Source organism: Pseudonocardia sp. MH-G8, from assembly GCF_002262885.1.
Classification (GTDB): Bacteria; Actinomycetota; Actinomycetes; order Mycobacteriales; family Pseudonocardiaceae; genus Pseudonocardia.
Window position 1 is genome coordinate 22939 of the sequence record NZ_NKYF01000026.1, and the last position, 17980, is coordinate 40918.

The window sequence follows — 17980 nt, forward strand, 5'->3', positions numbered from 1 at the left end:
CATCTGCGTCCTGCCGCTGCCCGACGTCGTCCGCTGGACGGCCTTGTGGGTGTGAACGACGGTGCGAGCCAGGACGGGATGCCGCGGCTTCCGTTCGGCAGCACCACACGCTCGAACAGGCCCCGAGCACCGCGAGAAGCAGCAGGAACGGACATCGTGCAGGGGACGCCCGTGCGGGATGCGGCAGGTTAGCTGAGGCGGCTGCCGGGCACCCGAAAGAAATGCGGAAGCAGATGGAAGGCGACAACATCCAGCGTCGGCAGAAGGCCCGCGAGGCCCGAGCTGACGAAGGGGTGCCGGCGAGCCAGGCGCAAGTCACGCTGGGAGCATCGAAGGGGCGGGAGCACCTTCCGCACAAGGCGGACGAGGAAGAGCGGCAGCAGACCCAACGGGGTAAGCAGCGCTCCGACGTCGACAGAGGGCCGAAGAAGCGATAGGCCGAACGAGAGAGCGGCGCAAACAGGAGCAGCGCCAGCCGGACGAGGACTCATCGGACATTGGTGTGAGATGCCTAATCTGCGCTCGGCCTCGTCGGGCGCGGTATTCCTCGGGCAGCTCGCAGTCGGGGCGGCCGCGGCCCCGGCCAGCAAGGAACACAGGCTTGTGCTTCGACCAAGTCGTGGCGAGGTCCGCGCCGGCTCCGGCGTACGCGTGGTCTATGACTCTGGATCGGGCGAGGTCAGCAGTCGCCTCGGTTACTGCGGGAAGCTCGGGGTAATCCGCGTGCTGGAGCCGGGGGTGGCGATGCCGAGATCATTGGCCGAGCAGGTTGTCGTCGTCGTCGGCGCATCGAGCGGGATCGGCCGGGCCAGCGCACTCGCCTTCGCGCGACGCGGCGCCATGGTGGTTTGTGCCGCGCGGGGTGTGCGCGCCCTGGATACTGTCGTCGAGGAGATCACCGGCGCAGGTGGCGATGCGATCGCGGTGCCGACCGATGTCGCTGACGCTGCCGCGGTTCGCGCGCTCGCGACGAGGGCCGAGGACCGGTTCGGCAGGATCGACACCTGGGTCAACGTGGCCGCGGTGAGCGTGTTCGGGCGGGTCGAGGACATCACCGGCGACGAGTTCGACCGGGTGATGCGAGTCAACTTCCTCGGTCATGTGCACGGGGTGCATGCGGCTCTGCCGGCCCTGCGTCGCGCGGGCGACGGCGGGATCATCGGTGTGTCGTCGGTGGAGGGGCTGCGCTCGTTCCCGCTGCAAGCGCCGTACGCGGCCAGCAAGTGTGCGTTGCGGGCGCTCTACGACGCGCTGCGTATGGAGCTCGCTCAGGAAGGCGCCCCGATCGCGGTGAGCACGATCCTGCCGGCCGCGATCGACACGCCGTTCTTCGAGCACGCTCGGAGCAAGTTGGGAGCGATGCCGAAGCCGCCGCCGCCGGTCTACGCCCCGGAGATCGTCGCCGATGCCATCGTGTACACCGCTGTGCGCCCGCGCCGCGAGGTGGTCATCGGTGACGCAGCGCTCGGTCTCGTCGCAGCTCAGCAGCTCTCGCCGGCGATGACCGATGTGTTCATGTCGATCCCGGTGTTCGGAGTGGCGAGGCCGGAGGCCGATCGGCCGGACAACGGGAGGGACAACCTCGACGCGCCGATGGACGGGCCGGGGCAGGTGCATGGGAGTTACGGCGGACCCACACTGAGCCACAGCCCGCTCACCGAGCTGCTGCAGCATCTCCCGAGCCCGGCCGAGGCCGTCAGCGGTGCGGCTCGCGCGCTGCGACGTGTACTCCCCACGTCAGACCGCTGAGGAGTTTGTGCGCGCGACGCGTGCTTCGCCGGTGGGCCCCGTGCCGCGGTCGGCGCCCGCGTGGACGCTGACGGTCACCTTGCCCCCGGTCGTTCAGGTTCCGCCGGAGGTGATCGGTACCCGCTTCTGCGTCGGTGGTCGCCAGTCGAGCATGAGCAGGGTGGCATCGTCCTGGATACGGCCGTCCTGGTAGTCGAGGACTGCGTGTGAGAGCCGCCGGAGCGTCTCCGGGATGGGCAGGGCGGCTGCGGAGCTGCGTTCTGCGAACTCGATCAGCCGGGATGTCCCGAACTCGCGGCCCTCGGCGTTGCGGGCCTCGGTGATTCCGTCGGTGTAGAGCAGGAGTCTGTCGCCCGGTTGCAGGTGTTCCTCGCCGAGGGCGACCTCGGGGCCGCCGATGACTCCCAACGGCACGCGGGGGCCGTTCTGCAGAGCCTTGACGGTCTTGTTGCCGCGCAGGAGGAGTGGCGGTGGGTGTCCGGCGATCAGGTAGGTGAGCAGGCCGCTGTCGGTGTCGAGCCAGGCCAGGACCGCTGCGACGAAACGGTAGTCGGCCCGCCGGTTCTCCGCGATCTCGCTGTCGGCGAAACGGGCGAGCGCGTTGAGGTCGTGCTCGCCGCTGCGGCGGGCATTGCGGATCGCGGCGAGCGCGACTGACGTGGTGAGGCCGGACTGCATGTCGTGTCCGACCGCATCGAAGATCGCGACGAACGCCTTGCCCTGGTCGATCGCGTAGTCGAACGCGTCGCCGCCCACTCGCGCGTGAGGCTCGAGGATGGCGCTGACGACGAGGTCCCGCGAGGCGAAGGTGAGCGGCGGCAGCAGTTGCCAGAGCAACTCGGCTGCGGTGGTCATCCCGTCGGCGCGGCGGGCTCGGTGCAGACGGTCCCCGTAGGCGAACTTGGTCGCCAGGACATGTCCCAGCAGGCCGCCGAGCAGCGAGCACCGCTGCTGCAGGTCGAGGTCGCGCGCGTCGATGTCCGGGGGGAGGCTCAGCCGGAGCACGCCGAGCCGTTCGGTGCCGTTGACCACGGGCACCCAGAGGGCATCGCCGTCGTGACCAGAGGCAGGCGAAATCATCACCTGAACCAACTGGAACGCCCGGCCGGGCAGAGTGCCGTCGATGCTGACCACGCTGCCGGTGGCGCTGATCGGCGTGAGGATGCGCTGGGCCCGGTCGGCGAGGTAGAGCTCAGCGCTCATCCCGAGCCGCGCGACCGCATCATCCACGACGCGGGGGAGATCGAGACCGGACGCACTGTGCGTGGCACCGACGAGAGCCGACACAATCTCCCACCACGTGTCTGCCTCGTTCATCCACCGATCTCAGCACGATCGATCCACGAATGGAACGCCTGCCGCCCCGCGTCCGCCGCGCGAGGAGCGGGAAGCTCTCACCCCTCCTCGTTGGCCGGATCGTACTCCAACCTCACAGCCTCCTCGCTGGGTGAAGCGCGTTCCGCCCTCCTGGCGAGGTCGGGGTCGCTCGGTCCGCCCGTGCTGGTTTCGCCGGCCTCCTGCTGGGCATCGTCCGGTTCGTGGCTCGAACGCACGCGGCGTTGCACGGCAGCACGACGGTGACGCGGGAGACTCGACCATGCAGCAGGGGCGAGGGTGTGTCCGAACGCATGCGTCCGGGTAGAGGGATAGGGCGGACACAGGTGCGATCAGTGGCGGGCCGGTGCGACTGCTGCACATACACACCTGTCACGCGAGCGCGTCCGTCCCGTCCAGGGCAGCGCGAGACGCGGCAGACAGGTGAAAGGGAGTGGTGTTGAAGGGTGGAATGACGAGGCGACAGGGTCTCGATCAGGAGCAGTTGTGGGAGTCGCTTCCGGCGGTTCTGAGCGCGATCGGACGGGTCGATCGGGTCGAGCTGAAGGCGATCGTGGACGGCGACCTGGAAACTGCCATGTCGGTGCTCGGCACGAAGGTCGGTCGGCCGCGAATGCGTCACGTCTACTACTTCGACACCCCCGATCTGGCGCTGCATCGGCGCGGTGTCATCGTGCGGGCGCGGGTCACCGACATCCGTGGCGAGGATGTCACCGTGAAGGTTCGCCACCCGGCTCCGGAAAGGCTTCGCTGCCCGAACGGTTTGGCTGTCGAGCTGCATGCTTTGCCACTGGAAACGGCATGGTCGGCTTCCAGGAGGCGGCGGCTGCGCTCGGGAACGATTGAGCGCGCGCTTGTGCGGCGCCGGCCCGTTCGGCACCTGCTCGGGAAGCGGCAGCGTGCGCTCCTGGCCTCCCTCGCTGGAGACGAGATCGACGTCGACAATCTGCTCGTTCTCGGACCGGTGCAGGTCGTGCGGCTGAGGTCAGGATCTGCCAAGGAACGCATCGGGGTCGAAGGGTGGGTCCTGCCTGACGGCTCACGGATCGTCGAGGTGTCCGCCAAGTGCCACCCGGCGCGCTCTTGTTCGGCGGCTGCCCGATTCCGCGATCTCATCCGTGCCCACGGCATCGACGTGGCGGGCCAGCAGAGCACCAAGACGCGGATCTCGGTGGAGCGGCTCGTGCGCGCGGACCGGTCGCGTACAGCCGACGTGGAACCGTCGAGCACGACCATGTCGTTGGGGGGATCGATGTCGCCGGTTACCTGGCGGTAGGCGCCGTCGGCACCGCCAGGTTCAATCCAGCCGAGCTGCGGTGGGCCATCGCCGAGGAAGTCGGGTCAGTTTCTCGACAGACTCGTGCGAGGCCTCGCCGAGGCGAGGATCCGGGGGCGGTGCCAGCCCATGTCCGCCCATCACCATGCGAGGACTGTGGGTAGTCTGGGTCGTGCGGTGAGCCCGTGCGTGCGCAGCGAGCTGTTGTGGTGCGCTCCACCGATCCCGGTCAGTCCCAGCCGTGGGCGTCGCGCTTGGCCTCGATCGGGTCCTCGCCGTGCTCGACACGCCGCAGCGCCTCGCGAAGTTGCTGCTCGTCCATCTTCGAGTTGCCTCGGATCCCGGCGTCGTGAGCGCGCTGCCGTAGCTCACGCAGGTCCTCGTCGCTCATCGTTCCTCCTGTTGGTCAGCGCAGGGTGCCGCCCGGTGTTCCCGGGCCCTCCGGTTGCTGAGGCACCGCATCGGCGACCTCGTCGACGCTGCCGTAGCGGCCCTCCGGCACGGCGCGCAGCGCCTGAAGCGTCTCCTCGTCTGCGCCGCGGGTAGTCGCGAAGTCCAGTAGGGCGGTCCGTGCGGCCGGGAAGTCCGCACCCTGCAACGCCTTCTTGACCCGTGCGTCGTCTCGGCTGGTCATGTTGTACTCCTCCTCCAGTTGCGCATGCCCCGTGTGCCCGGGGGAGGCCGGACCAAACAGGGCGCGGGAGCACGGCCGCATCTGCTCGATGCGAGACGTCGTGATGTCAGGGCTGCTGTCGCATGAAGCGGCGGCGTCCCTGTTCGCGGGTGCTGTAAGCCGCGCGACGGACGGTCTCGTCGTTCTCCAGGCCGGAACCGACGGCTCCGGCGATCGTTCCCAGGACGGTTGCCATGAGCGCGACTCGGAGGTAGCTGGTCAAGTCGACCGGGTGGCCGAGGACCTCGGCCATGTAGTGCGGGGGGATGATCAGGCCTGCTGCGATGATGTTGATGGCGAAGAGGGCGAGGGAGAAGACCAGCACACCGTTCGCGATGGTCAGAACTGTGGCGGTGTTGACGAGCCGGCCCAGGGTTTTGCGCTGCGGACGCTGTTCCCACAGGCTGTGGCCGACGATGAGCCAGACAGCCAATACTGCGATCCCCCCGACCGTGGCCGCGGTCAATCGCCAAGGCTCGAGTACGTTCGCCATCACCCAGATGACCGAGTAGAGGATGCCGAAGGCACTGCCGGCGACCGCGCCAGCGAGGGCTGTCGAAAGCCCGAGAATCAGTTGCCAGGGCCGATTGGCCCGGACGATGCCTGCCAGTAGGCGGAGCCGGCCGCGTCGCGCTGGCATGACCATCTCGAGATCGATATCTCGATCGGTGGGTGTCGCTCGGCGCGTCAGGCGGGATGCCGCGGAGCGTCGCCGGGCGAGGGACAGCATGGATGCGTCCGATCTCTCCTCGTTGGGCAGGGTGGTGAGTTCATCGATCAGCGTGATGGCCAAGTCGCGGGCGCGCCGGCGCAGCCGGATTCCGCCCAGCGCCGGCAACGAGATCAACGCCACTCGATCGTGGAGGTTGATCATGGCGACGGTGGTGCCGCTCGGTCTCTGGATCGGCATGTCGGTGAGGCACAGGGCGATGTCCCAGTGTTTGCCCTCGGCGCGCATGCGCGCTTTGTCGATGATCCGCTCGTGTCGAGTGGACGCCTCGAACGGATCGTCGGCGGTCTCGACCGTCCAGTCGACGTCGCGGCTGAGATGTGTGGACAGGTCATTCGGAAGGACGTCGGCGAGATGCCCGGCGATTTGCTCGGGAAGATCGGGATCGGCGAGTAGTCCGATGACGATCTTCGCGCTGGGCCGGACGAGCAGCGGACCCGTTGCGGCACGCGTAGGCGGAGGTCGCACCGCCCCGAGTACCCGACATCGATACGGAGAAACGCGGCACCAGCACTGGCCGGGCCTGGCAAAGGGGGACCGGGTCGGTCACGCCGGCGGACTTCGCTCGACGGCGAGTTGTGACGGTGGGTCCCCGAGGACCTGTCGCTCCACGTCGCCCGGTTACCGGTCGCGGCCCCCGGGATCAGCACGTGGATGTGTCCACTTGTCGCGTACTGCGCAGGTCAGGTCCATGTGACGGCGTCGGTGCGCCGCTGGGCGAGGAAGAGGTCCAGCTCTTCGAGCGTGAGCGGGGCAGGCGGGGTGATCCGCGGCAGGTCCGCGAGCTCGCGGTGGAACCGCCCGAAGCTGCCGAAATCGCGCGGGTGGCGACAAGGGTCGACCCCAAGGAAAGCGCCGTGCCGTCGGGCCCGGGCGAGCAGCTCGCGCCAGCGTTCTGCCGGAGCGACCCCGACACCCTCGGTCCCGTGCTGGAACAGCGTCAGCAGGATCTCCTCGTAGGGGTCGGCACCGTCGAGGTAGCGCTCCAGCCCGTCGGCAGAGGCCTCCACGGCGAAGTCCGACCAGTACGGCACGGATCCGGTCGCGATGACGAGGTGGGGATCGAGCAGTGCGAAGGACTCGACGAGCAACCGGTCCGCCACCAGGCCGCGACGGCGGTACCACCAGCGGTACAGATCGGCGACCAGCGGGCTCAGGGATTCCGGTTCGTCGAAGGTGACGCGGCGCAGCCGCCAGCCTTGCTCGTCTGCGACCTCGCGCAAGTCGTTCCAGAGTGCGTTGTCGAACCCCCACTCCGCCTCCGGCGCGTCGTCGTCGGCAGGCGGTGGATCCCAGCTGCGGCGTGCTGATCCGTAGCGGCGCAGGTAGTCGGCCACGCGCGCGCTGCCGGTGTGGAACTCTTCCGCCGGCATCCCGCCCAGTGCGCCGAACTGGAACACGTGCCGGTCGCCGAGGCGGGTGACGGGCCAGCGCAGGCGGCAGTCCGCGACCAGCAGAGACGCCCCGCGGGGTAGCGACTCGGTGAGGAAGTCGGTGAAGGCGGGGCCGAGGCGGCGGCGCTTGAGGCGGAAGTAGGTCATGCGGGCCAGCGACAACCGGTCCTGGTTCGGGTCGTGCATGTGGTGCAGTGCGATGTCCGGGTTCGCGTCCAGCAGCATCCGCCCGGGTCCGACGCCCGCTTCGAGGCCGTGGCGGGGGTCGTCCGGATCGACCTGCGGCTGGGCCACCGGAAGCAGGAACGTCTGCGGGAGGAACGGGGCCCCAAGTGCCGCGGCCAGGTGCGCGAGTGCCCCATTGGATGACCCGATGAACGCGGCGGGGAACTGCCGCCGCGGGTACTGCGCCACCATCCAGCGCGCGAGTGCCTCGGCGCTGACCGTGTGCAGCTCGTCCGGCGGCGCCGCCTCGCTCCCGCTGCCGATCCGATACGCCTGCTCGCGCAGCGCGACGGGCAGTGCGTTGACGGCCAGGACGAGCCGTTCCACCAGCGGCGCCAGCGGTCGCGGGACCACGCCGAGGGCGGGCAGGTCCTCGCCCCGCAAGGCGGCTGCGGTCCCGCGCAGGAAGGTCGTCGCGGAGTCGAACTGCGCGATGCTCGCGTCCGCCGGCCGCGTGCCGGGCGCGTCCGGTCCCGGGGGCGGGCCGCCCAGGAACGGCCGGATCGCCGTTGTGAGCGGACCGGGAGCGGAGTAGTTCAGCGTGTGTCCGTGGCGCGGCACGACGGCGAGCCTCCCGTCCGGCAGGTCCGCGACCACCTCCTCGGCCCAGCGTTGCGGCACCACTGCGTCGCGGCTGCCGCGGACGACGAGCACCGGGCTCGTGACCGCGGGCAGATCGTCCTCCAGGCGGTGCGCGAGGGCGTGGCGGGCGGTCGCTGCCACCCGTCCCAACCCGCAGGCGGCGTAGTCCCGCGCGATGACGGCGGCCAGACCGGGTCGTTCGTGCACCGCGGTCCGCAGCAGACGCCCGGCCGACACGAGCGGGCCGCGCCCACGTCGGTCGAACGTCGGGCCGACGAGCACTGCCCGGTCGATCGCGTGCGGCGAGCGGACCATCGCCGATGCCGCCACCTGGCAGCCGATTGAGTTCGCGACCACTGCCGGGGTGCTCAAGCCAGCAGCGTCGATCCACCCCAGCAGGGCGTCAGCCAGGCCGGGTACGTCCAGCGCCACGGGTGCGGGCTCGCTGTGGCCGAAGCCGGGCAGGTCGACCGCGTGCACCCGGAAGTGCGGTGCCAGTTCCCGGGCGAGCGGGAGCATGTAGCGGCTCGACACGCCCAGCCCGTGCACCAGCACGACGGGCGCCCCGTCCAGCCGACCTCCGACCCTGGCGTGCACCCGCCGCCCGTACACCCAGGCCCAGGAGCTGGAGAACCCCTGCCACGCTCGGGGCCGTCCGGTTCGCTCGAGCACCGTCGTCACCGGCGACGCCCGCCCGCGGTCGGCGATCATGTCACCTCGCGTGCGAGCTGACGCACTGGTGCGCTCCACGAGTCCGGGGCGCCCCACAGGAAGGTGTGGGCTCCGGGCAGCTCCTGGTAGCGGCCCGACGGCGTCGCTACGGCCAGTCCGCGAGCCCACTCCGCAGTGGTCAGCCGGTCGTCCGCGCCGCGGAGCACGAGCAGCGGAACTGCCAGCGCGGAGACGGGCTCCTCGATGTGGTCGCGCAGGTGAACCCGCACGAGGTGCAGCAGCCCGCGCACGCCGGCCCGCCGCCATTCCCGCAGGTGCAAGCCGGTGAGGCCCGGTGGTTCGTGCCGTCCGTCGAGGCGCCAGCGCAGCAGCATCCGAGGCAGCGGCCGGGCGATCGGGGCGACCGTGGGGCTTGCCAGCACCACGGCGACGACCCGCCCGACGCCGAGGTTCTGGGCCAGGACCGCTGCCCGCGCGGCGACCTGAGTTCCGCTCGAATGCCCGGCGAGCACGACCGGCCCGAGGTCTGCGGCCTCGAGCCACTCGGCCACCGCCCCCGCGTATCCGGGCACGTCGAGCTTGCGAGTGGGCTCTCCGCTGCCGGCGAAACCGGGAAGCTCGACCAGGTGCGCCCGCGTCCACCGGCCCAGCTCGGCGACCGCAGGCATCAGGTAGTCGGCCACGGCCATGCCCTGTACCAGCACGACCTCGGGCACGCCACGGACGGGCTCGCCCACCGAGCGGCTGCGGATCCGGCCGGCGGACGTGTCGCGGTGCCGCTCCAGGGCGTCCGGTAGCAGCGGGCCGTCGTCCGTCACTCGAACCACTCCTCGACCTGCTGCTGACGTCCACCACCCACCGCCGACCACGCTACTGCTCCGGCCGGTCATTAGCCTCTCGGCAAGCAGGACACGACCGCTACTCGTCGGCGGCATCCTCGTTACTGTCGGCATCGACCTGCGGGAAGGTGGTTCCATGGGGGTCGGTGCCCTGCTGCCATCGATTCACGGAGCCGTCCGCCTCCAGCGGGACCTGAGGGCTTTCGGCATGCGACTCGGCTACCCGCGGGGTTCCTCGAACATCCGGGCTCCGCCGATGCGGTTGGTCGCCGGGGCTGAGACCAGGAGGGCGAGAGTGGACCGCGAACCGTTGCCGAACGTGCTCTTCGCCGCGAAGGCGGACTCGGACGAGCTCATCCATCTCCTGAGAGCTCCGGCTCATGCGGTGGCAGAGCCGCACGCGTTCACGACCGCGTGCCATCGAACCGTCGTCGAGATCTATCGAGAACCGCGCCCGGTCACGTGCGGGCCGTGCTCCCGGATGACCGGGGTGACATCGGTCGAGGACTTCCCTCCCGAACATGCGTTGTGACTGCGGCGCGGCCGAGGCGGACACCAAGGCGGGCCGAAGCGTGAGCACGTCGTCCACGGCCAGGGCACGACGCGGGCAAGTTGTGCCGCGCACCGCGTCACTCCAGCCTTCTTCAGTAGGGAGCAAGCAGGCTTCGCCGTCGACGACGTCCGGCACGCATCCTGCGATCGAGAAGCCGAGCTCGCGTAGAGCCGGCCGGTCGGGTTGGACTGGAGAACCGAGGTGAACAGCATCGCGTCGTAGCCGCGCTCGCGCCGGCCTGCTCTTCATCCGGCTCCGTTCGGCCGAAATCCAGCCTGGCGCAACGGGGCAGGTGGGGGTTTCAATCGGCCCGGAGGTCGCTGCTTCGGCGCCCGCATCCGCGTCGCCTCTACCGGTCGCGGGCCTTGCGGGTCTCGCGGGCGTTGGCCTTCTCGATCCCCTCGACGAGGTCGGCCTTGTGCATGTCCTCCGGGTGCTCGACGCCCAGCTGTCCTGCAACCTTGTCGAGGTGGCCCTTGGACGCGTTGGCATCCACTCCGGATGCGGTGTCGTCGTCACCACGGCGGGCCTGGGGTGCGCCCTGTTCCGCCTGCGGATCGGAAGGCCCCTTGGCGTCCTTGGGCTCCCAGTGGTCGCCCACCTTTTCGTGGGTGTGCTTCAAGGAGGCGAACGCGGCCCGGTGGGTGCGTTCGCCGTTGCCGTAGGTCTCCTCGGCCGACTCGAGCGTCTTCTTGTAGGTGCGAATGGCCTTGTCGTCGGAACGGGCGAGCGTCGACGGCACGTCGTCGCGCATCTGTTCGGCCTGCTCGTGCTTGTCAGGCATCTCCCACCTCAATCATGAGCGTGTCTTCCTCGGGAAGCCCGGCCGGCCGCGCGCGTCGAGTCGTGAGGGCGACCGGGCGTCGGCGGAAGCGACGAGTAGAGGTACTCCGCGCCGCCGCGGTCAGCGGCCGAACCGGCCCACCAGCGTCCCGCGGGCGAACTCGTGCCCACCGGCGGCGGCGTGGACGTCGGCCACGGTGGCATCTTCGCCCAGGTGCAGTGGCTGGTCGAGAACCAGCAGCCGGAACCGGTACCGGTGCGGGTCGTCGCCGATCGGGGGGTGCGGGCCGCTCCAGCCGAGCCCGCCGTCGTCGTTCCGGCCGGGGATCGCGCCGTCGGGCAGCCGGTCCTCGCCGAGCCCGCTCGTGGACGCGGGTATGCCGGTGACGACCCAGTGGACGAAGTCGTTCGCGTCGATGTCCTCGCAGTACAGCGCGAACTCGGCGACGCCATCGGGCACCTGCGCCCATTCCAGCGGCGGCGGGATGTCCCCGCCTGCCTGCGCGTACTGCTCGGGGATCAGGGTGTGGTCGGAGAACGCCGTGCTGCGCAGGACGACACCGCTCGGTGCCGCCTGCGGATCGTCCAGTCCGGGATCGCCGCGACTGTCGCCGCCGCGCCCAGTCGGGCCCGCGGCACGTGCGGGGTCGCCGAGCGGGACGGGTGGGTTGTCGCGCTGGAGCTCGGCGTTGGCGGCGTCGTCCGCGTGCTGGTCGGGAACGCCGGAGTTGTCGTACTGCGCCCGCAACCTGGTGCGCTCGACGTCGTAGCGGTGGCTTCCGGGCTCGGGCATGAACGCCTCCTCTCAGGACGTTCTGGGTGTACCCGGGCACGGCTGGTGCAATCGGACCTCCGGTCGCGTCGGCGATCGTGAGCGTGGTTTCCCGCCGCTGCCCACCGGTGGCGAGGTGCAGATCGGGAGGCTGCGCTCGAGCTGGTGTTCAGTGTCGCGTTCGGGTGACGCTGTCGCGGCTGGCCAGCCTGCTGCTGCGGTCGCCGGTGCTCGGCCTGGAGGAGGTCGCCGGGCTGCCCGGCGACGCGGGACTGGATGCGGCGCAGCGCGCGCCGGCGGCACTGCGTGACGACGGATTCGTGTGGTGGGCGACGCCGCGGGTAGCCCCACGCGAACATGCTCGCGATCGAAGGGAAGTCCTGATGGCTTCGACGGTGGCTCAGATCATGGCCCGTGATCCGGAGTCCGTCACGGCGGACGCGACGGTCGGCGATGCCGCCCAGCGCATGCGTGACGCCGATACCGGGGATGTGGTGGTGCTCGACAGCGACCGGCTGGTCGGGATCCTGACCGACCGGGACATCGCGGTGCGGGTCGTCGCCGAGGGCAGGGCTGCCTCGACCGGGGTGCGGGAGGTCTGCAGCGGGCAGGACCTCACCACGGTCACGCCCGACACCTCGATCGATGCGGCGGCGCAGCTGATGCGCGAGAAGGCGGTCCGGCGGCTGCCGGTCGTCGAGGGCGACCACGTCGTGGGGGTGGTCAGCATCGGCGACCTCGCCATCGAACGCGACGAGAGGTCCGCGCTTGCCGATATCAGCGCGACGGAGGCGAACCGCTGAGACCCGGCGACGCCGGGCCGGCGCTCGGGCAACTTCTCATCGCGGCCGCGGCGGCAAGTGGTGACGCGGTGCCACCGCCATCGTCGGCGATCGCTCAGCCCGGTTGGAGGGTACGACCCGTTGGTGCGGTGGTAGGTAACGTCGAGGCGCGGGGCGTCGCTCCTGCTCGCGCAGCTGGACAAGCGTCGATCAGCAGCGCTTGCGTGTGTTGAATCGACGCGTAGCGTCAGGCTTCGTGAGCCACGAGGATCGTGGCACTGCTGGCGGTGCCCAGCCGCCGGTTGTGTCGAGCACACACGTCGGAGATGCCGTCGTGGTGTCGCTGACCGGTGTTGTCGACATGCTGACCGCGCCAAGGCTGCTTCCCGCGGTGGACGACTGCGTGACCGACGGCCGATGCACGCTGCTGGCGGTGGACCTGCGCCAGGTGACGTTTCTGGCTTCGGCCGGGCTGGTGGCGTTGATGGATGTGCGGGAGTTCGCCGAGGGGCGCGGGCTGCCGTTCCGGGTGGTGACGGGGGACAACCGTCGTGTGCTGCGTCCGTTCGAGATCACAGGGATTGGACGTGCGGTGACCGTCTGCGGCAGCATGAGCGAGGCGCTGTCTGCGCCCGGCAGGTCAGGGAGCTGACACGACGACCCGCTCGTTGTTCTGTTCGGCTGCTCTACTCGTGCGACCGATATCTGAGCGCGCCCGCCTTGCGCGTGCGCAGGAGTCGACGTGTTGTGGTTGGAACCTTCGCCGTGCTCGTCGCGCTGCTCGCCTATCGTTCCGCCTGCGTCAGGATTTCAGCCTCGACGAGACACGTGCTGCCAGCGGCGCGTGCTGCGGTGCAGTTGCACCGTGTCCGCATGCGCTCCAGGATCTCGGTGTCGCCGATGGGAAGTGCGACCCGCAGGTGCTGGCACGCCGCGACTTCGGGAAGATCCAGTACGGCATCGACGAGACGGCTCCGGGTGCCGCACGGCACGTGGCCAGACTCGACGTGCAGGCATGCCCAGGCAGTCGATGCATCGATGACGGTGATCCGCGCGGTCGCCAGCGGGCGCCCGTCCTCGCCGTCGATCGTGACCTCGCGCTCTGGACGATCTCTCATCGGTGCTCTCCCTGAGGACGGGGAGGTCGAGTGCAGCTCGGCATGGCGAAACGTGGATCACGAGCCCTGACAGCGGCATCGTCGCCCAGCTCATCAAGGTCGTCATGGCCACCTTTCGGCAGCCGTTTCCGCCTGTCAATCACACCATGGTGGAACTCCCCCTGCCGTCGCGAGGAGACCAGATCCCGGCGGAACGTGTACCCGTCGCAAGGCGGGTACCCGACGGACATGCAGCAGCACGAGATCGCAGCAGCAGTTGCCGCGACTGCCGGGATCGCCGACCACCAGGACGCCGAGCGCGCCGTGCGTTCGACCGTGCAGGTGCTCGGTGCCCGGCTCGCCGGCGGGCAGACTCGCAACCTCGCCGCCCAGTTGCCCACCGAGCTCGCCTCCGCGTTGCCGTCCGAGGGGCCGGGGGAGCGGTTCGGGGTGGAGGAGTTCTACCGCCGGGTGGCTGAGGTCGAAGGGGGGAGCTGCACCGAGCAGCAGGCCAGGCAGCATGCGAGGGCCACCTTCGCCGCATTCAAGGCCGGCCTGACCGGGCACGAGTTCGACAACCTCGCCGCGCAGCTGCCCGCGGACTACGCGGATCTCCTGGGCACCGAGTCGGTCCAGCACCACTGACCCGGCCCTCGCGAGCGGGACCAATTCGGCCACCCGACTCGCCACCGGCGCGATGACGGTCGCGGCAGCGCGGTGGCCGCTGAGATCGCCGAGTGGAGGAGCCCTCCCGGGGATGCCGTCAGAAGTGCGGTCGCTCGGCGCGCCGCATCCGGCGGCGGACGACGAGGATGAGCACGAGCACCGCGACGACGAGCCAGAGCGGCGCCCTCCCGGGAGCTGCCGCGTCGGCCTCGGGCCGGCTCTCGTACTGCAGTTCGATGCCGGGATAGGCGGCGACGGCGCTGTCGCGGGCCTCGGTGACTGACTCGTAGGCCCGGTGCCCGGTCAGGGTGACCTCGCTCTCGTGGGCCCGCCCGGGATCGACGTAGCACCATCGCCACAGCCCGTCGGGCTGGCGCCAGATCCGGACGTGCGGGCCCGGCTGCGCCTCCGGTTGCGTCATCATCGTGCGGCCTCCCGATCGGCGCGCTGCTGCGGCGGGGCCGGCTCCTGGAGTGCATCGTCATCGGGCGGCTCCTGCTGCGGTCGACGCCGTCGGCCCATCGCCGCGGTGAGGTCGGACCAGGCGAGGTGCATCACGCCCGGCGCGCCGCTGTCGCGCAGCGCGCGGGCGAGGACATACACCACCGCGCCGACGACGAACGGCACCACGAGGACGGCGCCCCGGAGCACGGCGACCACGTCGCCCACCGGCACGTCGAGCCGCTTCGCGATGATGTCGCCCGCACCGCCGAGCAGGAGCAGCCCGTAGAACGCCAGCCCCCAGCCGCCGATGGCCGTGCGGACGGGCCAGTCCCGCGGCCGACCTGCGACGTGGTGCGCGCCCCGGTCCCCGGTGACCCACTTCTCGAGCAGTGGCCACGCGTAGAGCACGACGAATGTGATGCCGGGAACGACCACCGCGGGGAGGAACACGCTGGGGACCAGGTAGCCGAACACCGTGAACTCCACGGGCGGGAAGAGCCGCAGTGCGCCGTCGACCCAGCCGACGTACCAGTCCGGTTGCGCCGGGGACGTGACGGCCGCGGGGTCGAAGGCACCCCAGACCCACACGGGGTTGATCTGGGCGAGCCCGCCGAGTGCGAAGATCACGGCCGCGACGGCGAACAGCAAACCGAGGGATCGGAAGGCGTACGTCGGCCACATCCGGGAGCCGACCACGTTGCGGTCGCTGCGGCCGCGGCCCGCGAAGTGGGTGTGTTTCTGACGGACCAGGATCGCCAGGTGGACGCTGATGAGCACCGCGATGAGGGCGGGGACGAGCAGGATGTGCGCGGCGTACATGCGCGGGATGAGCTGGTTGCCGGGGAACTCGCCGCCGAACAGCAGGAACGCAACCCATGCTCCGACCACCGGTAGCGAGAGCACCACGGAGTAGGCGATGCGCAGGCCGGTACCGGAGAGCAGGTCGTCGGGCAGCGAGTAGCCCAGGAAACCGTTGAGGATCGCGAGCAGGAGCAGGGTCAGCCCGACGATCCAGTTGAGCTCCCGCGGCTTGCGGAACACGCCGGTGAAGAAGATCCGGCACAGGTGCAGGACGATCGCGGCGACGAAGACGAGCGCGGCCCAGTGGTGGGCCTGGCGCATGAGCAGGCCTGCGGGGACGTCCCAGCTGAGCTCGACGCTCGACGCGTAGGCCGCGGACACCTCCTGGCCCTGCAGCGGTGCGTAGCTGCCGGTGTAGTGGCGTTCGGCGGTGGTCGGCTCGAAGAACAGGGTGAGGAACACCCCCGTCCCGACCAACAGCATGAACGAGTAGAGCGCGATCTCCCCGAGCATGAACGACCAGTGGTCGGGGAAGACCTTCGCCAGTGCGCTGCGTCCGAGCCGGGACACGCGCAGCCGCTCGTCCAGTAGGCGGACGACCCAGCGGGTGATCATGGGCGGCTCCAGTAGCCGGGCCCGACGGGCGCGGCGAAGCCGCCGCGCGCCACCAGGGCACCGTCGGGCCCGAGGCCGATCGGCAGCTGCGGCAGCGGCCGCGCGGCGGGGCCGGCGATCGGGACCGCGCCGTCGAGCACCGTGAACACCGACTGGTGGCACGGGCAGAACAGCTGAGCGAGGGTCTGCGCGTAGAGCCCGACGGGGCAGCCGGCGTGCGTGCACAGCTTCGAGTAGGCGATCAGGCCGTCGACCGTCCAATCCGCGCGGTCGGGCGGCAGCTGCAGGTCCTGCGGGGCCACCCGGATCAGCACCGCGGGCGCGTCCGCCGCCTCCTCGTGCCCTTCGGGGAACACCGTGAGGATGGTGCCGACGTCGAGGTCCTCGGGCCGCACCCGTTGCCCGTCCGCGGTGACGACCCGGCTGCCGTCGCGCCAGGGCGTGCGGGCGAGGGCGGGGCCCGGCGTTGGGCCGGTGGGCAGCAGCGACCGGACCGGGAAGAGCAGGGCGGCGCCGAGGCTGGCCAGCGCGACGGCCAGCATCCCGCGCACCATGCGCCCCCGGCTCAGCGGCGCAGGCGAGAGCGCCGTCCGGAACGCGCGCTCCTGTGAGGGGGGCGACGGCAACGGCTCGCGCTCCTCGACGTGCTGTTCCTGCGGCGTGAGGTGCAGCGCCCACGCGGCGAAGGCGTAGGCGAGCGCCGCGAACGCGACGGCCAGTGCGATGCCCAGGACCTGCGTCCCGGCGTCGAGGACGTAACCGACGGCGAACCCGGCGGCGGCGAGCGTCGTCACCGCGAGCGCGATGGTGATGCGCCGCTCGCCCCGGGCCACGTCCTTCGGTTCCGTCACGGGGCCTTCCTCCCGAGCAGGCGGATGACGATCAGCAGCAGCGGGATCGCCACGAAGAACGCGACGAAACCCTCGGCGACCGGTCCGATGCGCTCCAGGGCGGCTCCGCCGCGGTTCTGCTCGGTGCCCAGCTGCTGCACGTAGGCGACGAGGTCGTCGAGCTCCCGGTCGTCGACCACGTGCTGCGAGAACTGCGGCATCTGCCCGGGCCCGACGCGAACGGCCTCGGCGACCTGGGTCGGCGAGGCCGCGAACAGGTCAGGCGCGTGCCGGCCACCCGGCAGGACGGATCCGGTGCCGGTGGAGGAGTGGCAGGACGCGCAGTTGCGCACGTACGGATCCCGCCCGGAGACCGGGTCACCGGGCCCCAGCTGCGGCACGGGCGGCCCGCCGCCGAGGCTCCCGACGTAACCGACGAGCGCGTCGATCTCGGCGGGGGAGAACGCCGGCTCGCCGCGCTGCGGGTCGGCCTGCTCGGACGCGAGCGGCATCCGTCCCGTGCCGAGCTGGAAGTCAGCACTCGCCTCGCCGACCCCGACGAGGCTCGGTCCGTACTGGCTGCCGGCGCCGTCCTGCCCGTGGCACCAGGCGCAGTTGCGCAGGAACAGCTCGCGGCCGGGATCGGCGGGGGGCTGCGCCGCCACGACCGGAGGGCTGTCCGCCGCCGCGGTGCCGCGGGTGCCGAGCTGGACGAGCGCGGCACCGGTCAGCACGGCGGCGAGCAGGAGGAGGGCGGCCAGGGAGCGTGGTGTGCGGGCAGCCATCGACTACTCCAGCGTGAACAGGTAGGCGGCGATGTCCCGGGCGTCCGCCGGCGTCACGTCGAGGTCGGGCATGGCTGTGCCCGGCTCGACCCCCTGCGGGTCGCGGATCCAGCGCTGCAGGTTCGGACCGGTGTTCACGAGGGCTCCCGCGATGTAGCTGCGGTTGCCGAAGTGGTCCAGCGGGGGCCCGACCAGCGCGTTCGCGCCCCGCATGCCGGGCACCGTGTGGCAGGTCGCGCAGCCGTAGTCGGTGATGAGCTGCGCACCCCGCGCCGGGTTGCCGTCGCTCACCTCGGCGGGCGGCAGCTTCGCCTGCTGCCCGCAGCCGATCGCCGCGGCGCCGGCCGCGAGCGTCACGGCGAGCAACACGACTCCGG

The 17980-nt window shown here is 70.8% G+C and carries 20 protein-coding genes; 5 read left to right on the forward strand and 15 right to left on the reverse strand.

Translation table 11 applies throughout. The features are described 5' to 3' along the window. Positions 1-507: 507 nt before the first annotated feature. The gene (locus CFP66_RS36755) at positions 508-1749 is read left to right on the forward strand and encodes an SDR family oxidoreductase (RefSeq protein ID WP_233160015.1); all 1242 of its coding nucleotides are present in this window, start codon (positions 508-510) and stop codon (positions 1747-1749) included. Positions 1750-1842: 93 nt separating this feature from the next. On the opposite strand, the gene CFP66_RS36760 is transcribed toward CFP66_RS36755, so the two are convergent. Continuing rightward, positions 1843-2979, reverse strand: a complete 1137-nt coding sequence (locus CFP66_RS36760) for a PP2C family protein-serine/threonine phosphatase (RefSeq protein WP_369805252.1) — start codon at positions 2977-2979, stop codon at positions 1843-1845. A 538-nt stretch (positions 2980-3517) separates the two neighbouring features. Between CFP66_RS36760 and CFP66_RS36765 the strand changes: the two genes are divergently transcribed. Continuing rightward, the gene (locus tag CFP66_RS36765) at positions 3518-4360 is read left to right on the forward strand and encodes a hypothetical protein (RefSeq protein WP_094929977.1); all 843 of its coding nucleotides are present in this window, start codon (positions 3518-3520) and stop codon (positions 4358-4360) included. A 229-nt stretch (positions 4361-4589) separates the two neighbouring features. Here the strand turns inward: CFP66_RS36765 and CFP66_RS48195 are convergent, their stop codons facing one another. The 8 genes from CFP66_RS48195 to CFP66_RS36805 all read right to left on the reverse strand — a co-directional run bounded on the left by CFP66_RS48195 (position 4590) and on the right by CFP66_RS36805 (position 11604). After that, entirely contained in the window at positions 4590-4751 is a 162-nt protein-coding gene (locus CFP66_RS48195; protein ID WP_158228340.1) for a hypothetical protein, read from the reverse strand. 15 nt (positions 4752-4766) lie between these two features. Then, the gene (locus CFP66_RS36770; RefSeq protein ID WP_094930070.1) at positions 4767-4994 is read right to left on the reverse strand and encodes a DUF2795 domain-containing protein; all 228 of its coding nucleotides are present in this window, start codon (positions 4992-4994) and stop codon (positions 4767-4769) included. Between the two features lie 106 nt (positions 4995-5100). Next, the gene (locus CFP66_RS36775; protein ID WP_143517477.1) at positions 5101-6231 is read right to left on the reverse strand and encodes a hypothetical protein; all 1131 of its coding nucleotides are present in this window, start codon (positions 6229-6231) and stop codon (positions 5101-5103) included. Between the two features lie 215 nt (positions 6232-6446). Beyond that, a complete protein-coding gene (locus tag CFP66_RS48720; protein WP_198961918.1) occupies positions 6447-8675 on the reverse strand; it encodes an alpha/beta fold hydrolase in 2229 nt (742 codons plus the stop codon). Further along, the gene (locus tag CFP66_RS36795; protein ID WP_198961919.1) at positions 8672-9454 is read right to left on the reverse strand and encodes an alpha/beta fold hydrolase; all 783 of its coding nucleotides are present in this window, start codon (positions 9452-9454) and stop codon (positions 8672-8674) included. Before CFP66_RS36795 ends, CFP66_RS48720 begins: the two co-directional genes overlap by 4 nt. Before the next feature lie 240 nt (positions 9455-9694). Continuing rightward, the gene (locus CFP66_RS48200) at positions 9695-9832 is read right to left on the reverse strand and encodes a hypothetical protein (protein ID WP_158228341.1); all 138 of its coding nucleotides are present in this window, start codon (positions 9830-9832) and stop codon (positions 9695-9697) included. A gap of 545 nt (positions 9833-10377) precedes the next feature. Continuing rightward, entirely contained in the window at positions 10378-10812 is a 435-nt protein-coding gene (locus CFP66_RS36800; RefSeq protein WP_233160016.1) for a ChaB family protein, read from the reverse strand. Positions 10813-10932: 120 nt separating this feature from the next. Continuing rightward, a complete protein-coding gene (locus tag CFP66_RS36805) occupies positions 10933-11604 on the reverse strand; it encodes a YbhB/YbcL family Raf kinase inhibitor-like protein (protein WP_094929981.1) in 672 nt (223 codons plus the stop codon). 164 nt (positions 11605-11768) lie between these two features. Here CFP66_RS36805 and CFP66_RS36810 point away from each other — a divergent pair, with 164 nt between their 5' ends. Both CFP66_RS36810 and CFP66_RS36815 read left to right on the forward strand, forming a co-directional pair. Continuing rightward, positions 11769-12386 (forward strand): CBS domain-containing protein, encoded by a 618-nt coding sequence (locus tag CFP66_RS36810; protein ID WP_233160018.1) that lies wholly within the window; start codon positions 11769-11771, stop codon positions 12384-12386. A 235-nt stretch (positions 12387-12621) separates the two neighbouring features. Next, positions 12622-13017: an STAS domain-containing protein gene (locus tag CFP66_RS36815; RefSeq protein WP_143517478.1), complete on the forward strand. Its 396-nt coding sequence runs from the start codon at positions 12622-12624 to the stop codon at positions 13015-13017. A 133-nt stretch (positions 13018-13150) separates the two neighbouring features. On the opposite strand, the gene CFP66_RS36820 is transcribed toward CFP66_RS36815, so the two are convergent. Next, positions 13151-13483 (reverse strand): hypothetical protein, encoded by a 333-nt coding sequence (locus CFP66_RS36820; protein WP_094929983.1) that lies wholly within the window; start codon positions 13481-13483, stop codon positions 13151-13153. Between the two features lie 228 nt (positions 13484-13711). On the opposite strand from CFP66_RS36820, the gene CFP66_RS36825 reads away from it, so the two are divergent. Then, on the forward strand, positions 13712-14107 hold the full coding sequence (locus tag CFP66_RS36825) for a DUF2267 domain-containing protein (protein ID WP_094930074.1): 396 nt from the start codon (positions 13712-13714) through the stop codon (positions 14105-14107). A 118-nt stretch (positions 14108-14225) separates the two neighbouring features. Here the strand turns inward: CFP66_RS36825 and CFP66_RS36830 are convergent, their stop codons facing one another. Genes CFP66_RS36830 through CFP66_RS36850 form a run of 5 tightly spaced genes read right to left on the reverse strand, consistent with a single transcriptional unit; the run spans position 14226 to position 17972 of the window. Continuing rightward, positions 14226-14552: a hypothetical protein gene (locus tag CFP66_RS36830; RefSeq protein WP_143517479.1), complete on the reverse strand. Its 327-nt coding sequence runs from the start codon at positions 14550-14552 to the stop codon at positions 14226-14228. After that, complete coding sequence (locus CFP66_RS36835; protein WP_094929985.1) at positions 14549-15988, reverse strand: cytochrome bc complex cytochrome b subunit; 1440 nt, start codon at positions 15986-15988, stop codon at positions 14549-14551. The genes CFP66_RS36830 and CFP66_RS36835 overlap by 4 nt, the downstream gene beginning before the upstream one ends. Next, a complete protein-coding gene (locus tag CFP66_RS36840; RefSeq protein ID WP_094929986.1) occupies positions 15985-16839 on the reverse strand; it encodes a ubiquinol-cytochrome c reductase iron-sulfur subunit in 855 nt (284 codons plus the stop codon). The genes CFP66_RS36835 and CFP66_RS36840 overlap by 4 nt, the downstream gene beginning before the upstream one ends. Continuing rightward, entirely contained in the window at positions 16836-17603 is a 768-nt protein-coding gene (locus CFP66_RS36845) for a c-type cytochrome (RefSeq protein ID WP_094929987.1), read from the reverse strand. Before CFP66_RS36845 ends, CFP66_RS36840 begins: the two co-directional genes overlap by 4 nt. A gap of 3 nt (positions 17604-17606) precedes the next feature. After that, positions 17607-17972 carry a cytochrome c family protein gene (locus CFP66_RS36850; protein WP_198961920.1) on the reverse strand — a complete coding sequence of 122 codons (366 nt, stop codon included), beginning with the start codon at positions 17970-17972 and terminating at the stop codon, positions 17607-17609. Positions 17973-17980 lie beyond the last annotated feature (8 nt).

Bases quoted from the DNA above. Each gene is read 5' to 3' on its own strand.
- CFP66_RS48200 (WP_158228341.1), bottom strand. From the start codon at position 9,832: ATGAGCTCGTCCGAGTCCGCCTTCGCGGCGAAGAGCACGTTCGGCAAC.
- CFP66_RS36820 (WP_094929983.1), bottom strand. From the start codon at position 13,483: ATGAGAGATCGTCCAGAGCGCGAGGTCACGATCGACGGCGAGGACGGG.
- CFP66_RS48195 (WP_158228340.1), bottom strand. From the start codon at position 4,751: ATGAGCGACGAGGACCTGCGTGAGCTACGGCAGCGCGCTCACGACGCC.
- CFP66_RS36845 (WP_094929987.1), bottom strand. From the start codon at position 17,603: ATGGCTGCCCGCACACCACGCTCCCTGGCCGCCCTCCTCCTGCTCGCC.
- CFP66_RS36755 (WP_233160015.1), top strand. From the start codon at position 508: ATGCCTAATCTGCGCTCGGCCTCGTCGGGCGCGGTATTCCTCGGGCAG.
- CFP66_RS36805 (WP_094929981.1), bottom strand. From the start codon at position 11,604: ATGCCCGAGCCCGGAAGCCACCGCTACGACGTCGAGCGCACCAGGTTG.
- CFP66_RS36770 (WP_094930070.1), bottom strand. From the start codon at position 4,994: ATGACCAGCCGAGACGACGCACGGGTCAAGAAGGCGTTGCAGGGTGCG.
- CFP66_RS36800 (WP_233160016.1), bottom strand. From the start codon at position 10,812: ATGCCTGACAAGCACGAGCAGGCCGAACAGATGCGCGACGACGTGCCG.
- CFP66_RS36835 (WP_094929985.1), bottom strand. From the start codon at position 15,988: ATGATCACCCGCTGGGTCGTCCGCCTACTGGACGAGCGGCTGCGCGTG.
- CFP66_RS36830 (WP_143517479.1), bottom strand. From the start codon at position 14,552: ATGATGACGCAACCGGAGGCGCAGCCGGGCCCGCACGTCCGGATCTGG.
- CFP66_RS36825 (WP_094930074.1), top strand. From the start codon at position 13,712: ATGCAGCAGCACGAGATCGCAGCAGCAGTTGCCGCGACTGCCGGGATC.
- CFP66_RS48720 (WP_198961918.1), bottom strand. From the start codon at position 8,675: ATGATCGCCGACCGCGGGCGGGCGTCGCCGGTGACGACGGTGCTCGAG.